Genomic DNA, 15,064 nt, shown 5'->3' with positions numbered 1-15,064 from the left:
GAAACTTCGTTCCCTCCTGAGTGGATCCTGAGTACGGCCGGACACGTGAAATCCGGTCGGAAGCAGGGAGGACCATCTCCCAAGGCTAAATACTCCCTAGTGACCGATAGTGAACCAGTACCGTGAGGGAAAGGTGAAAAGCACCCCGGAAGGGGAGTGAAAGAGATCCTGAAACCGTGTGCCTACAAGTAGTCAGAGCCCGTTCATGGGTGATGGCGTGCCTTTTGTAGAATGAACCGGCGAGTTACGATTGCATGCGAGGTTAAGTTGAAGAGACGGAGCCGCAGCGAAAGCGAGTCTGAATAGGGCGAAATAGTATGTAGTCGTAGACCCGAAACCAGGTGATCTACCCATGTCCAGGGTGAAGTCCAGGTAACACTGGATGGAGGCCCGAACCCACGCACGTTGAAAAGTGCGGGGATGAGGTGTGGGTAGCGGAGAAATTCCAATCGAACTTGGAGATAGCTGGTTCTCTCCGAAATAGCTTTAGGGCTAGCCTCACGTAGTTAGAGTCTTGGAGGTAGAGCACTGTTTGGACTAGGGGCCCTCATCGGGTTACCGAATTCAGACAAACTCCGAATGCCAATGACTTATCCGTGGGAGTCAGACTGCGAGTGATAAGATCCGTAGTCAAAAGGGAAACAGCCCAGACCACCAGCTAAGGTCCCAAAGTATACGTTAAGTGGAAAAGGATGTGGAGTTGCTTAGACAACCAGGATGTTGGCTTAGAAGCAGCCACCATTTAAAGAGTGCGTAATAGCTCACTGGTCGAGTGACTCTGCGCCGAAAATGTACCGGGGCTAAACGTATCACCGAAGCTGTGGGTGGACACCTTATGGTGTCCGCGGTAGGAGAGCGTTCTAAGGGCGTTGAAGCTAGACCGTAAGGACTGGTGGAGCGCTTAGAAGTGAGAATGCCGGTATGAGTAGCGAAAGATGAGTGAGAATCTCATCCACCGTATGCCTAAGGTTTCCTGAGGAAGGCTCGTCCGCTCAGGGTTAGTCGGGACCTAAGCCGAGGCCGAAAGGCGTAGGCGATGGACAACAGGTTGATATTCCTGTACCACCTCTTTATCGTTTGAGTGATGGGGGGACGCAGGAGGATAGGGTAAGCGCACTGCTGGATATGTGCGTGTAAGCAGTTAGGCTGGTGAATAGGAAAATCCGTTCACCTTAAGGCTGAGCTGTGATGCCGAGGGAATTATAGTACCGAAGTTCCTGATTCCACACTGCCAAGAAAAGCCTCTAGCGAGATAAAAGGTGCCCGTACCGCAAACCGACACAGGTAGGCGAGGAGAGAATCCTAAGGTGAGCGAGAGAACTCTCGTTAAGGAACTCGGCAAAATGACCCCGTAACTTCGGGAGAAGGGGTGCTTTTTGGGGTGAATAGCCCCGAAGAGCCGCAGTGAATAGGCCCAGGCGACTGTTTAGCAAAAACACAGGTCTCTGCAAAGCCGCAAGGCGAAGTATAGGGGCTGACGCCTGCCCGGTGCTGGAAGGTTAAGAGGAGGGGTTAGCGCAAGCGAAGCTCTGAATCGAAGCCCCAGTAAACGGCGGCCGTAACTATAACGGTCCTAAGGTAGCGAAATTCCTTGTCGGGTAAGTTCCGACCCGCACGAAAGGCGTAACGATCTGGGCACTGTCTCAACGAGAGACTCGGTGAAATTATAGTACCTGTGAAGATGCAGGTTACCCGCGACAGGACGGAAAGACCCCATGGAGCTTTACTGTAGCCTGATATTGAATTTTGGTACAGCTTGTACAGGATAGGTAGGAGCCTGAGAAGCCGGAGCGCCAGCTTCGGTGGAGGCGTCGGTGGGATACTACCCTGGCTGTATTGAAATTCTAACCCGCACCCCTTATCGGGGTGGGAGACAGTGTCAGGTGGGCAGTTTGACTGGGGCGGTCGCCTCCTAAAATGTAACGGAGGCGCCCAAAGGTTCCCTCAGAATGGTTGGAAATCATTCGCAGAGTGTAAAGGCACAAGGGAGCTTGACTGCGAGACCTACAAGTCGAGCAGGGACGAAAGTCGGGCTTAGTGATCCGGTGGTTCCGCATGGAAGGGCCATCGCTCAACGGATAAAAGCTACCCTGGGGATAACAGGCTTATCTCCCCCAAGAGTCCACATCGACGGGGAGGTTTGGCACCTCGATGTCGGCTCATCGCATCCTGGGGCTGTAGTCGGTCCCAAGGGTTGGGCTGTTCGCCCATTAAAGCGGTACGCGAGCTGGGTTCAGAACGTCGTGAGACAGTTCGGTCCCTATCCGTCGTGGGCGCAGGAAATTTGAGAGGAGCTGTCCTTAGTACGAGAGGACCGGGATGGACGCACCGCTGGTGTACCAGTTGTCTTGCCAAAGGCATCGCTGGGTAGCTATGTGCGGACGGGATAAGTGCTGAAAGCATCTAAGCATGAAGCCCCCCTCGAGATGAGATTTCCCATAGCGTCAAGCTAGTAAGATCCCTGAAAGATGATCAGGTTGATAGGTCAGAGGTGGAAGCGCGGTGACGTGTGGAGCTGACTGATACTAATCGATCGAGGACTTAACCAAGTCATATTAAGTAAGGCGAACTCGTTTTTACTAAACTTCTTCTGCATTATCTAGTTTTGAGGGAATGAAACCTCAAATTCAATAGATCCGGTAGCAATGGCGAGAAGGTCACACCCGTTCCCATCCCGAACACGGAAGTTAAGCTTCTCAGCGCCGATGGTAGTTGGGACGCAAGTCCCTGTGAGAGTAGGACGCTGCCGGGCCAACAAAAAAAGACAACCTGAAAATGGTTGTTTTTTTTGTTGGCTATTTAGGATTGAATAATGCATGAGAACCGTCCCCATGCATCACCCCAGTATATAAATCAAATACCTCTTCCCAATTCCACTTTTCATAATAACTGCTTGGGACCGTAATGTTTTTAATCCAATGTTTTTCTCTTTTATTAAAGTGGGAAGTAAGTACGTCTGCTTTCTGTCGGTCAGTCCTTATCCAAAAAAGCTGTTCCTTTCTAACCATTGGTACAAAATCACCTTTATTTTTTGGAGGAAAGGTAATTTGCTTTTGTTTCTCGGTAAGGAGATTTACCTCTAATAACTGAGGAAAAGGCCGTTCATCCAGTCTGCCCTCCTTACTTTCGGCTGATCGGGAAACAATCACTACCGTTTCATTTTTCCAAACTAAATCCCGGTCGGCATATCCCTTAGCTGGCGTTATAAGCTCTTTTTTCAAAGTAGTAGGCCTTACCAGCAACAAATGCTTATTATAAGTCGCTTCCCTTCCGACTCCGCCAATATAAGCTAAATTAGTTCCGGCGGGCGCCCACTGCATCCATTCCGCATAATTCAGCATCTCATCCACTTTTTTAAAAACCGCCCCGTCAGCAGACAGAAGACAAAGTGTATTCGCATCTGCCGACATGGAAGCAGTCGGAATTAATAAAAAGCTAATCCAGCCCTTATCAGATGACCACTTAAACGAGCTTGTGCTGACAAAGTATTCATCCTCCCCAACTGGTATTGTAAACAGGTTCTTTAAAATCGGCCTTTGCCTGTCCACCTCTAACATAACCCTTGATAAATTAATATCAGAATGAAGCTGTTCACTTTTTTTGGCGGAGATCAATAAACCATCCCCGTTAGGAAGCCAAGAAAAGTTCTCCACGCCTTGAGCCAGCGTCGAAGCCACCAAGGATTTAGAAGGTTTAGTATCTACTACATAAAGAGTCCTGTTGATAAGATAAGCAAGTTTATTATTCCGGCCGGACCATTGAAAGTTTCTGTTAACTTTTGAAGCCATCTTAAAATGTTTATTAGTATGAAGATTACAGAGCCATAGCTCGCCATCATAAACGATATTTCCATCCTGTTTAACGGCCTTTAAATAGGCAAGCCATTGTCCGTCATAGGACCACTTTGGGTACCTTACATATTCACCTTTAGTTAACCGTCCTTCTTTATTGTTGATTTTTATCCATAAATCATCATGGCGAATAAAAGCTGCCTTTTCCTGAACAGTGGCGAAAGCATTACTTAGGAATGTAAAAGTAAGCAAAATGGCAAGCAGAACGGTTCTAATCACGAAATCACCCCATTTAACCTGATGCAAAGGGCCGGTTCCAGACTCCTGAAAAATACGACTTCTTGCACCGGTTTTTTTAAGATAAAAAAATGGCTGAGTGGAAGTTGAGATATCCATTATTCCCCTTCTTAAAAGACCATCATAAGGTCTTGAAGACCAAAATGGCTCACGCCAAGTGAAAAAATGGTCTTCATAAGGTCAATGAGGACCAAAATGGTTCACGCCAAGGAGGAAAATGGTCCTCATAAGGTCAATGAAGACCAAAATGGCTCATGCCAAGGAGGAAAATGGTCCTCATAAGGTCAATGAAGACCAAAATGGCTCATGCCAAAGAGGAAAATGGTCTTCATAAGGTCAATGAAGACCAAAATGGCTCACGCCAAGGAGGAAAATGGTCTTCATAAGGTCAATGAAGACCAAGATGCCTCATACCAAGGAGGAAAATGGTCTTCATAGAATCAATGAATATCAAAACGGTTCATGCCAAAGGGAAAAATGGTCTTTCATCAGCCCTTCTTTGGGAAGTGTTTTTTATTGTCTTGAATGGTTCTTTTGCTTCAACTTCACGGCTTTTTAAACGAAAGAACCGTCCCCATGCTTCCCCATGTTTCAATATTTTCCCCCAAAAATAGTAAATCCTGCGATTCTTTGTAAAGAATAAGGATAGGCGGGGTGAAGTGATGCACAAGAACCGTCCCCATGCTTCACTGGAGGTGGAATGATGGCATGGTTTGATTGGCTTGATGAGTATAAATTGACGAGTATTTTTTTTGCTGCTGTGATTGCTTGGTTGGGTGTGTTTGTGATTAATCGGGTTATTCATAAGTTTTTTCAGCAGACGCATTTTATTGAGGAGCGGAAAGAGGAGACGATTGCGAGTATGGTCCGCTCCTTTACTAGGTATTTTGCGACGATTGGGGTTATTTTCTACGCTCTATCTCAATATGTCGATAACTTTGGGAGATTTCTGGCCGGGGCGGGGGTAGTCGGGGTTATTGTTGGTATTGGTGCGCAAAGCCTGATTAAAGACCTCCTCTCGGGGACCTTTTTAATTTATGAAAAACAGCTTCATAAAGGGGATTTTATCACTGTTAATAATACCTTTAGCGGTAATGTTGAGGAAATCGGCCTGCGGTTTATTAAAATCCGTGAGTGGAGCGGGAAGTTGTTAACGATCAGCAATGGGGAAATCAAACAAATTCATAATTATAATATTGAACAAATGCGCGTGATTGAAAACGTGGTGATCAGCTATCGGGAGAACCCCGAAGAGGTTTTATCGATCTTGGAGCTGGCCTGTGAAAAAATAAATGAAGTTAATCAAGACTGCTTAAAGATGGACGGAGAAAATTGTATTGTAGAGCCCTTTAGTGTTTTTGGCATTACGGCTATCAACGCTAACTATCATGGGATTGAGTATACCATCACCGGACTGGTCGATGACGCTTTTTATTGGGAAGCCGGTATTAAGGCAAGAAGGATTATAGCCCAAACACTTTTTGACCACGACATCATGCTTGCGGAAGATACGCTGTTCATTAAACAGGCAGCGAATCGGCTTGCCAGGGAAAAAGCGAACGTCCCTTCTGACTGACCTTGATTTGATGAATATGTTAAAGTAGGGGAAGCACCGTTTAGGAGGGCATTCGTATGTTGGAAAATAGTTTTTTTATGGTGGCAATTATCCTCATCATTAATATTGTATATGTGTCTTTTTTTACTATAAGGATGATTCTAACTTTAAAAGGGCAGAGGTATTTGGCTGCGTTCCTTAGCATGATTGAGGTAGTCATTTATGTGATGGGGCTGGGCCTGGTTTTAAAAAATCTAAATGAGATTCAGAACCTGATAGCCTATGCAGTCGGTTATGGGATTGGCGTTATTGTCGGTATGAAAATTGAAGAGAAGCTGGCTCTCGGCTATATTACCGTCAATGTCATCACAGCAGAATATGATAAGAATTTACCGAAGCTGTTAAGGGAAAATGGCTATGGCGTGACCGACTGGGAGGCGCATGGGCTGGAAGGAAACCGGATGGCACTGCAGATTCTTACGCCAAGAAAGTTTGAGTTAAAATTATATGATACGATTAAAAATATTGACCCAAAAGCCTTCATCATTGCCTATGAGCCCAAAACCATTCATGGCGGTTTCTGGGTCAAATCCGTGAAACGAGGTAAATTATTTAAATGAGCAAAAAGAAAATGCAATTTGAGGTTCAGGATAATGAGAGTATTGAGGAGTGTTTATATCGGATAAAGGAGCAGGGGTATACGCCTGTAAGCCGAATAGAGAAACCTATTTTTCAAGAGGTCAAGAAAGGCAATGAAACCGTTTACGAACCAGCAGGGAGGAAAATTATCTTTGAAGCAAGAATTATTGAGTAAAACACGAACATTATAGTAGTATTTAAAAATAATGTTCGATTATTGGTTGACAGCCTACTAAAATGCTTGGTAAGATAAGTTTAGAAATTATGAAATTATTCTTACCCTCATATATCCATGGGAATATGGCCCATAAGTCTCTACCCAATAACCGTAAATTATTGGACTATGAGGGAAAGTCAATATGTTCGGCACATAAGGGGCATCCCCCTTAGATTTGTGTTCTTGATTTTCCATGCCCGGACAAATGGCTTTCTCTTCTAGAGATACCATTTGTTCCGGGTATTTTATTTTTCTAAAAAAGTTTTATAGGGGGACCAGCGGAATGAAGAACTTGGTCGGCGTAATTATGGGAAGCAAGTCGGACTGGGAAACTATGAAGCATGCATGCGATATTTTGGAAGAGCTTGAAATCTCATATGAGAAGAAAGTCGTTTCTGCACATCGGACACCAGATTTGATGTTTTCATACGCAGAAGATGCCAGACAAAAAGGCTTAAAGGTAATTATCGCTGGAGCAGGCGGGGCAGCGCATTTGCCGGGGATGGTGGCTGCGAAAACAACCCTTCCTGTCATCGGTGTTCCTGTCCAGACAAAGGCTTTAAACGGACTCGACTCCTTGCTGTCAATTGTGCAAATGCCGGGCGGCGTACCGGTTGCGACAGTCGCGATTGGCAAGGCTGGTGCAATGAATGCCGGGCTTTTGGCGGCACAAATTCTCGCTGCCACTGACATGGAGTTAGCGGACAGATTGGAAGCAAGACGGGAAGCTACTAAAAACGCAGTGTTAGAAAGCAGTGATGAACTTGAATAATAAAGTTATTTTACCAGGGGCGACAATCGGTATCATCGGCGGCGGCCAGCTTGGCAGAATGATGGCATTGGCAGCCAAGGCTCAAGGCTTTAGGATCGCCGTTTTAGAACCGACAGCGGACTCTCCTTGCGGGCAAGTGGCGGATGTGGAAGTCATCGGCGCTTATGATGACCGCGAGGCAATCAGCCGGTTAGCTGCGGTAAGTGACGTGATCACGTATGAATTTGAAAATATTGATGCAGATACATTAAGCTGGCTTTGCGAACAGGCCTATGTTCCGCAGGGACCAAAGCTATTGACCATCACCCAGAACCGGATTACTGAAAAGGCGGCGATTCGGCAGGCTGGGGTGGAAGTCGCTCCATACGAAGAGATTTACAGTATGGAAGATTTATTTTTAAAAATTGAGGCCATTGGTTATCCTGCTGTATTGAAAACGGCAAGAGGCGGCTATGACGGGAAAGGCCAGTTGGTTATAAAGGACCACAGTGACTTGGAAAAAGGGGCAGCCCTTATCAATCATGGTGATTGTGTGCTGGAGAAATGGGTGCCATTTAAAAAAGAAATTTCCGTGATTGTGACGCGCAGACTGGATGGGGAAACAGCGATTTTACCAGTAGCAGAAAACATTCACGTAGACAATATATTGCATCAGACGATTGTCCCGGCGCGGATTTCGGAGGCAACACAGGCTTTGGCGATTCAAAAGGCAAAGCAGATTGCCGACTACCTAGGATTGGCAGGAACGCTGGCGGTGGAGATGTTTGTGACTGCTGACGGTGAAATTTATATTAACGAATTGGCGCCGCGGCCGCACAATTCCGGGCACTACTCCATTGAGGCCTGCGAAACATCGCAATTTGAGCAGCATATACGGGCAATCTGCAGCTGGCCATTAGGGAGCACTAAGCTATTAAAACCAGTTGTTATGGTCAACCTATTAGGGGAGCATCTTGAAAGCTTATATCAAGAAATTCCGGCCATGAACGATTGGAAGGTTCACTTGTACGGAAAAAAAGAACCAAAGGTGAAGCGAAAAATGGGCCATGTTACTATCTTGCGTGATAATGTAGAAGATGCCCTTGTTGAAATCCAAAAGAGCAGCATTTGGGCGGCTGCCACAGTGAAGATCGGAGGATAAAAGATGATTGATCGTTATACTAGACCAGAAATGGGAGCCATTTGGACGGAGGAGAACCGCTATAACGCTTGGCTTGAGGTGGAAATTCTCGCATGTGAAGCGTGGGCCGAGTTAGGCGAGATTCCAAAAGAGGATGTTCAAAAGCTGCGCGAAAATGCTTCCTTTAATATTGACCGGATTAAGGAAATTGAGGAAGAAACAAGGCATGATGTTGTTGCCTTTACCCGTGCCGTATCTGAAACACTAGGCGAAGAGCGTAAATGGGTGCATTACGGCTTAACTTCTACAGATGTTGTTGATACAGCCCTCTCCTATGTTTTAAAGCAGGCCAATGCGATTTTATTAAAAGACATAGAAAACTTTATTGAGATTTTGCGAAATAAGGCAATCGAACATAAATATACGGTTATGATGGGCCGGACGCACGGCGTACATGCGGAGCCAACAACGTTTGGCTTAAAGCTTGCCCTTTGGTATGAAGAAATGAAGCGGAATCTTGAGCGTTTTAAGCAGGCTTCCCAAGGTGTGGAGTTTGGGAAAATCTCCGGTGCTGTTGGAACGTATGCCAACATCGACCCGTTTGTCGAACAGTACGTTTGTGAAAAATTAGGAATTCAACGAGCGCCGATTTCTACACAGACCTTGCAGCGTGATCGTCATGCTTATTACATGTCGACGCTTGCGTTAATTGCCACTTCTATTGAAAAATTTGCCGTAGAAGTCCGCGGCTTACAAAAAAGTGAAACGCGTGAGGTAGAAGAGTTTTTTGCAAAAGGACAAAAAGGGTCATCTGCGATGCCGCATAAGCGTAACCCGATTGGTTCCGAGAACATGACAGGGATGGCCCGCGTCATTCGTGGCTACATGATGACGGCTTATGAGAATGTTCCGTTATGGCATGAGCGCGATATCTCCCATTCTTCGGCTGAGCGGATTATTCTGCCGGATGCAACAATTGCATTGAATTACATGCTAAACCGCTTCGGCAATATTATTAAGAATTTGACGGTTTATCCGGAAAACATGAAGCGCAACATGGATCGCACGCTTGGCTTGATTTACTCCCAGCGCGTGCTGTTAGCACTGATTGATAAAGGCTTATCCCGCGAAGCGGCTTACGACACGGTCCAGCCAAAGGCAATGGAAGCATGGGAAAAACAGGTTCCCTTCCGCAGCTTAGTCGAAGCGGAAGAAAAAATCACCTCTAAGCTGTCTGCTGACGAAATTGCTGATTGCTTTGATTACAGCTATCATCTCCAGCATGTAGATACCATTTTTGATCGATTAGGATTAAATGTTTAAGGCGACAAGTTAACGCGAAAAAAAATTAAACAGGGGCATCACTAACATGGTTATGCCCCTTTACTTATTCCGAAGATTCCCAATATTGAAAATAAGGAGCGATCCATGATGAAAGAAATGCTATATGAAGGAAAAGCGAAGCGTATCTACACAACGGACGACCCGCAAATTGTCTTAATCGAATATAAAGACTCTGCCACCGCCTTTAACGGCCAAAAAAAGGCAGACATTACTGGCAAAGGCCGTTTGAATAACGAGATTACTAGTTCGCTATTTTTAAAGCTTAAAGAACAAGGAATAGACTCGCATTTCATCAAACGCGTATCCGAAACAGAGCAATTAGTTAAAAAGGTCTCCATAATCCCGCTTGAGGTCGTCGTCCGCAATACAGCTGCAGGATCCTTCTCAAAACGTTTGGGAGTCGAAGAAGGCCGCCCTCTATCAGCGCCGATCGTGGAATTTTATTTAAAAAACGATGACTTGGGTGACCCGCTCGTCACAAAAAGCCACATCCTCGAACTGAAAGCCGCGACTGCTGATGAAATCGGTATTTTACGTGATAAAGCACTGCAAATAAATGAAGTGTTAATAAACTTTTTCGATAATCTTGGTGTTAATCTTATCGACTTCAAGCTTGAATTTGGCAAAGACCAAGAAGGGCAAATTTTATTAGCCGACGAAATTTCTCCTGACACCTGCCGCCTGTGGGACCAGAAGACGAACGAAAAGCTTGATAAAGACGTATTCCGCCGCGATTTAGGAAGCTTAACCGAAGCCTATGAAACTATTCTTAAAAGACTTGGAGGACATCAGCATGTATAAAGTTAAGGTATTCGTCACATTAAGAGAGAGCGTATTGGACCCGCAGGGAAAGGCCGTTACCCATTCCCTCCACTCATTAAATTATCCAGAAGTAGCGGACGTCCGCATCGGTAAATACATGGAACTGACACTTGAAAAATCAGAACGCGATATCGATGAAGTCATCAACGAAATTTGCAGCAAGCTGCTCGCCAATCCGGTTATCGAAGACTACCGATACGAAGTAGAGGAGTGTGTCGCACAGTGAAATTTGCGGTCATCGTTTTTCCGGGATCCAACTGTGATATCGATATGTACCATGCCGTAAAAGACGAACTCGGTGAGGAAGTCGAATACGTTTGGCATGATACAGACAACTTAGATGAATTTGACGGAATTCTCCTCCCAGGCGGTTTCTCCTATGGGGATTACCTCCGCACAGGTGCGATTGCCCGCTTCAGCAAGGTCATGAAGGAAGTCATCAAAGCGGCCGAGGCCGGCAAGCCGGTAATGGGTGTATGCAACGGATTTCAAATACTCTTAGAAGCAGGCCTGCTGCCAGGGGCAATGAGACGAAACGAAACTCTTTCATTTATATGCAAACCAGTCGAATTAAAGGTAGAAAATAACGAATCAATATTTACAGGTGAATACGCACAAGGGCAAACCATCACCATTCCAGTCGCCCACGGCGAAGGAAATTATTATTGCGACGAAGCAACACTCGAACAATTAAAGGCAAACAACCAAATCGTCTTTACCTATCAGCAAAACCCGAACGGAAGCCTCGCTGATATCGCCGGAATCATCAATGAAAAAGGAAACGTGCTCGGAATGATGCCGCACCCTGAACGCGCTGTTGACAGCTTGCTCGGAAGCGCGGACGGTCTGAAAATGTTCCAATCAATCGTAAAGGCTTGGAGGGAAGCACATGTTGTTAAAGCTTGAACCAAATCCAGAACAGATTAAGCAAGAGAAACTATATCAGCAAATGGGTTTATCCGATGGGGAATTTGCCTTGGTTGAAAATATCCTGGGCAGGACACCGAATTATACCGAAACAGGCCTGTTCTCTGTCATGTGGTCTGAGCACTGCAGCTACAAAACCTCAAAGCCTGTATTGAAAAAGTTCCCAATCAGTGGCCCAAAGGTTCTTCAAGGTCCTGGCGAGGGTGCAGGTATCGTTGACATTGGCGATGGTCAGGCGGTTGTATTTAAGATTGAAAGCCACAACCATCCATCCGCGATTGAACCGTACCAGGGTGCGGCAACCGGAGTCGGGGGGATTATCCGTGATGTATTTTCGATGGGCGCACGTCCAATTGCCCTATTAAACTCGCTTCGTTTTGGCGAGCTGGATTCTTCCTCCAGAGTCAAATACCTTTTTAAAGAAGTCGTTGCCGGGATTGCCGGTTATGGAAACTGTATCGGAATCCCTACTGTTGGCGGCGAAATCCAATTCGAAGATTGTTATGAGGGCAACCCGCTCGTTAACGCAATGTGTGTCGGCCTAATTGATCATAAGGATATTAAAAAAGGCCAAGCGCACGGTGCCGGAAATACCGTTATGTATGTCGGCGCGAAAACAGGCCGCGATGGCATTCACGGGGCAACATTTGCCTCTGTAGAATTGACGGAGGAATCCGACAAAGACCGTCCAGCCGTACAAGTCGGCGACCCATTTATGGAAAAACTTCTTCTAGAAGCATGTCTTGAGTTGATCCAATCAGATGCACTTGTCGGCATTCAAGATATGGGTGCAGCCGGTCTTACCAGTTCTTCAGCGGAAATGGCCAGCAAAGCTGGAATGGGAATCGAGATGAACCTCGATCTTGTGCCGCAGCGGGAAACAGGAATGACAGCTTACGAAATGATGCTTTCAGAATCACAGGAACGGATGCTGGTAGTGGTGAAAAAAGGCCGCGAACAGGAAATCGTCGAGCTTTTTGAAAAATATGATTTAGAGGCTGTTGCAATTGGAAAGGTAACGGATGACAAGAAACTTCGCTTGATTCATCACGGTGAAGTGGTAGCCGACGTTCCGGTCGATTCCTTAGCGGAGGACGCGCCTGTTTACAACATGCCATCCATGGAGCCTGCATATTTTGCAGAATTCCAGGCGATGGAGAACGAAATTCCACAAGTAGAAAACTTAAAAGAAACACTGGTAAAACTATTAAGCCAGCCAACTGTAGCCAGCAAGGAATGGGTTTATCAACAATACGATTATATGGTTCGCACCAATACAGTCATCGCTCCAGGCTCAGACGCTTCCGTAGTAAGAATCCGCGGTACCCGCAAAGCACTAGCGATGACAACAGACTGTAATTCCCGCTTCGTCTATTTAGACCCGGAAACAGGCGGGCAAATTGCTGTGGCGGAAGCAGCAAGAAATATCATCTGTTCTGGCGCGGAACCACTAGCGATTACCGATAACCTTAATTTCGGTAATCCGGAAAAGCCGGAAGTATTTTGGCAGATTGAAAAAGCGGCGGACGGTATCAGTGAGGCCTGCCGGGTGTTAGAGACACCAGTTATCGGTGGAAACGTCTCTTTATATAACGAAACAAGCGGTACTGCGATTTATCCGACACCTGTTATTGGGATGGTTGGACTCGTCGAAGACCTTGACCATATTACAACCCAGCACTTTAAAACCAGCAGTGACCTGATTTATTTAGTTGGTGAAACGAAGGGCGAATTTGGCGGCAGCGAGCTGCAAAAGCTCCTTAACAATGGCCGGATTTTTGGAAAGGCACCGGAATTAAATATTCAAATCGAAAAAAACAGACAACAGCAAGTTCTTGCGGCGATTCGTGCCGGAGTGGTTCAGTCTGCTCATGACTTGTCAGAAGGCGGCCTTTCAGTCGCTTTAGCAGAATGTCTGTTTGAAAATCCACAGCTTGGGGCGAGAGTGAATGTCGCTGGAAACCTAGTTTCTGCCTTATTCAGTGAAACGCAGTCCCGTTTCCTTTTATCTGTGAAAAAGGAACACCAAGCTGAGTTTGAAAGTTTAGTAGAAGCTGCCTTGATTGGCGAAGTGAATAATTCAGGAACAATGAGCGTGGTATCTGGAGAGCAAACAGTCCTTGAGTCGTCTGTGGAAGAATTAAAAGCTGCCTGGAAGGGGGCAATCCCATGCTTGCTGAAATCAAGGGATTAAACGAGGAGTGCGGAGTCTTTGGCGTTTGGGGTCATAAGGATGCAGCCCAGCTGACTTATTACGCGCTGCATGCCCTGCAGCACCGCGGCCAGGAAGGAACCGGCATTGTCGTTAATGACGGCAATACACTGAAAGTGGTCAAGGGCGAAGGACTGGTTACAGAAATTTTTACTGCTGATAGAATGGCAGAGTTAACTGGCAACACAGCGATTGGTCATGTCCGCTATGCAACAGCGGGAGGAGGGGGCTACGAGAATGTCCAGCCCCTCCTGTTTCATTCGCAAACAGGGAGTCTGGCACTTGCCCATAATGGCAATCTAGTAAATGCGAATTCTTTAAAACATCAGCTCGAAGCCCAGGGCAGCATTTTTCAAACGAGCTCAGATACAGAGGTTCTCGCCCACTTAATCAGAAGAAGCGGATTTCCGAACATGAACGACAAGGTGAAAAACGCTCTTTCGATGCTAAAAGGAGCCTATGCGTATTTGATTTTGACCGAAACCGAATTAATGGTGGCACTTGATCCGCATGGATTACGGCCGCTTTCGCTTGGCTGCCTTGGCGATGCTTATGTGGTAGCTTCGGAAACATGTGCGTTTGACGTAATTGGCGCCGAATATATTCGTGATGTTGAGCCAGGAGAGCTATTAATCATCAATGAAAATGGAATCAAGTCAGAAATGTTTTCGGTCAGTTCAACAAAAGCGATTTGTACGATGGAATATGTTTATTTTTCAAGACCGGACAGCAACATCCAAGGAATAAATGTCCATACGGCCCGCAAAAACATGGGCAAGCGATTGGCCATGGAGGCGCCGATAGAAGCAGATGTGGTGACTGGTGTCCCAGATTCCAGCATTTCAGCCGCGATTGGCTATGCGGAAGAATCGGGCATTCCTTACGAAATGGGCTTAATTAAAAATAAATATGTCGGCCGGACCTTTATCCAGCCGTCCCAGTCGCTCCGTGAGCAAGGGGTAAAAATGAAGCTGTCGGCTGTCCGGGGGGTAGTCGAAGGGAAGCGTGTCGTCATGGTCGATGACTCGATTGTCCGCGGAACAACAAGCAGAAGAATTGTCAAAATGCTAAAGGAAGCAGGGGCGACCGAGGTGCATGTTGTCATCAGCTCACCGCCAATCAAAAACCCATGCTACTACGGAATCGATACATCCTCAAAGGAAGAATTAATTGCTTCGGATAAATCGGTTGAGGAGATCAGACAGCTGATTGGCGCAGATTCCTTAACGTTCTTAAGCCTTGAAGGGATGCTTGTCTCCCTTGGTCAGACGGAAGGAACAAACGGATTTTGCCTTGGCTGTTTTACCGGAAATTATCCGACTGAAATCTATCCAGATACACTTCAATACTACTACCAAAAGGGGTGAC

Annotated in this window: 12 protein-coding genes, 2 rRNA genes and 1 riboswitch; of the genes, 13 read left to right on the top strand and 1 reads right to left on the bottom strand. The window is 46.2% G+C overall.

The genetic code is table 11. The features are described from left to right. Together KHA99_RS28635 and rrf are read left to right on the top strand one after the other, a co-directional pair. A 23S ribosomal RNA gene (locus KHA99_RS28635) occupies nucleotides 1–2,549 on the top strand; the annotation flags it as partial. Between the two features lie 86 nt (nucleotides 2,550–2,635). Beyond that, nucleotides 2,636–2,752: ribosomal RNA gene (gene rrf / locus KHA99_RS28630) — 5S ribosomal RNA — on the top strand. A 43-nt stretch (nucleotides 2,753–2,795) separates the two neighbouring features. Here rrf and KHA99_RS28625 read toward each other — a convergent pair. Beyond that, entirely contained in the window at nucleotides 2,796–4,187 is a 1,392-nt protein-coding gene (locus KHA99_RS28625) for a TolB family protein (RefSeq protein ID WP_213120917.1), read from the bottom strand. A 604-nt stretch (nucleotides 4,188–4,791) separates the two neighbouring features. On the opposite strand from KHA99_RS28625, the gene KHA99_RS28620 reads away from it, so the two are divergent. The 11 genes from KHA99_RS28620 (at nucleotide 4,792) to purF (ending at nucleotide 15,063) form a co-directional block, all read left to right on the top strand. After that, nucleotides 4,792–5,664, top strand: a complete 873-nt coding sequence (locus KHA99_RS28620; RefSeq protein ID WP_249366990.1) for a mechanosensitive ion channel family protein — start codon at nucleotides 4,792–4,794, stop codon at nucleotides 5,662–5,664. A 56-nt stretch (nucleotides 5,665–5,720) separates the two neighbouring features. Beyond that, nucleotides 5,721–6,263 carry a DUF2179 domain-containing protein gene (locus KHA99_RS28615; RefSeq protein WP_213120915.1) on the top strand — a complete coding sequence of 181 codons (543 nt, stop codon included), beginning with the start codon at nucleotides 5,721–5,723 and terminating at the stop codon, nucleotides 6,261–6,263. Next, entirely contained in the window at nucleotides 6,260–6,457 is a 198-nt protein-coding gene (locus KHA99_RS28610) for an NETI motif-containing protein (RefSeq protein WP_213120914.1), read from the top strand. The genes KHA99_RS28615 and KHA99_RS28610 overlap by 4 nt, the downstream gene beginning before the upstream one ends. 87 nt (nucleotides 6,458–6,544) lie before the next feature. Then, nucleotides 6,545–6,646, top strand: a riboswitch (purine riboswitch). Between the two features lie 136 nt (nucleotides 6,647–6,782). Beyond that, nucleotides 6,783–7,271 (top strand): 5-(carboxyamino)imidazole ribonucleotide mutase, encoded by a 489-nt coding sequence (purE, locus tag KHA99_RS28605; protein WP_213120913.1) that lies wholly within the window; start codon nucleotides 6,783–6,785, stop codon nucleotides 7,269–7,271. Beyond that, entirely contained in the window at nucleotides 7,258–8,412 is a 1,155-nt protein-coding gene (gene purK, locus KHA99_RS28600; protein WP_213120912.1) for a 5-(carboxyamino)imidazole ribonucleotide synthase, read from the top strand. Before purE ends, purK begins: the two co-directional genes overlap by 14 nt. Before the next feature lie 3 nt (nucleotides 8,413–8,415). Beyond that, nucleotides 8,416–9,714 carry an adenylosuccinate lyase gene (purB, locus tag KHA99_RS28595; RefSeq protein WP_213120911.1) on the top strand — a complete coding sequence of 433 codons (1,299 nt, stop codon included), beginning with the start codon at nucleotides 8,416–8,418 and terminating at the stop codon, nucleotides 9,712–9,714. Nucleotides 9,715–9,822: 108 nt separating this feature from the next. Continuing rightward, nucleotides 9,823–10,536, top strand: coding sequence for a phosphoribosylaminoimidazolesuccinocarboxamide synthase (purC, locus tag KHA99_RS28590; RefSeq protein ID WP_372447645.1), 714 nt, complete (start codon nucleotides 9,823–9,825; stop codon nucleotides 10,534–10,536). After that, nucleotides 10,529–10,783: a phosphoribosylformylglycinamidine synthase subunit PurS gene (gene purS, locus KHA99_RS28585; protein WP_213120909.1), complete on the top strand. Its 255-nt coding sequence runs from the start codon at nucleotides 10,529–10,531 to the stop codon at nucleotides 10,781–10,783. The genes purC and purS overlap by 8 nt, the downstream gene beginning before the upstream one ends. Next, complete coding sequence (purQ, locus tag KHA99_RS28580; RefSeq protein ID WP_213120908.1) at nucleotides 10,780–11,463, top strand: phosphoribosylformylglycinamidine synthase subunit PurQ; 684 nt, start codon at nucleotides 10,780–10,782, stop codon at nucleotides 11,461–11,463. The genes purS and purQ overlap by 4 nt, the downstream gene beginning before the upstream one ends. Further along, nucleotides 11,447–13,678 (top strand): phosphoribosylformylglycinamidine synthase subunit PurL, encoded by a 2,232-nt coding sequence (purL, locus tag KHA99_RS28575; RefSeq protein WP_213120907.1) that lies wholly within the window; start codon nucleotides 11,447–11,449, stop codon nucleotides 13,676–13,678. Before purQ ends, purL begins: the two co-directional genes overlap by 17 nt. Beyond that, complete coding sequence (purF, locus tag KHA99_RS28570) at nucleotides 13,654–15,063, top strand: amidophosphoribosyltransferase (protein ID WP_213120906.1); 1,410 nt, start codon at nucleotides 13,654–13,656, stop codon at nucleotides 15,061–15,063. Before purL ends, purF begins: the two co-directional genes overlap by 25 nt. Nucleotide 15,064: the final 1 nt, after the last annotated feature.

This window comes from Neobacillus rhizophilus, from assembly GCF_018343535.1.
GTDB classification, from domain to species: Bacteria; Bacillota; Bacilli; order Bacillales; family Cytobacillaceae; genus Neobacillus; species Neobacillus rhizophilus.
This window is presented reverse-complemented; position numbering and strand designations above follow the sequence as displayed.

Bases quoted from the DNA above. Each gene is read 5' to 3' on its own strand.
- KHA99_RS28625 (WP_213120917.1), bottom strand. From the start codon at position 4,187: ATGGATATCTCAACTTCCACTCAGCCATTTTTTTATCTTAAAAAAACC.
- KHA99_RS28620 (WP_249366990.1), top strand. From the start codon at position 4,792: ATGGCATGGTTTGATTGGCTTGATGAGTATAAATTGACGAGTATTTTT.
- KHA99_RS28615 (WP_213120915.1), top strand. From the start codon at position 5,721: ATGTTGGAAAATAGTTTTTTTATGGTGGCAATTATCCTCATCATTAAT.
- KHA99_RS28610 (WP_213120914.1), top strand. From the start codon at position 6,260: ATGAGCAAAAAGAAAATGCAATTTGAGGTTCAGGATAATGAGAGTATT.
- purE (WP_213120913.1), top strand. From the start codon at position 6,783: ATGAAGAACTTGGTCGGCGTAATTATGGGAAGCAAGTCGGACTGGGAA.
- purK (WP_213120912.1), top strand. From the start codon at position 7,258: ATGAACTTGAATAATAAAGTTATTTTACCAGGGGCGACAATCGGTATC.
- purB (WP_213120911.1), top strand. From the start codon at position 8,416: ATGATTGATCGTTATACTAGACCAGAAATGGGAGCCATTTGGACGGAG.
- purC (WP_372447645.1), top strand. From the start codon at position 9,823: ATGAAAGAAATGCTATATGAAGGAAAAGCGAAGCGTATCTACACAACG.
- purS (WP_213120909.1), top strand. From the start codon at position 10,529: ATGTATAAAGTTAAGGTATTCGTCACATTAAGAGAGAGCGTATTGGAC.
- purL (WP_213120907.1), top strand. From the start codon at position 11,447: ATGTTGTTAAAGCTTGAACCAAATCCAGAACAGATTAAGCAAGAGAAA.
- purF (WP_213120906.1), top strand. From the start codon at position 13,654: ATGCTTGCTGAAATCAAGGGATTAAACGAGGAGTGCGGAGTCTTTGGC.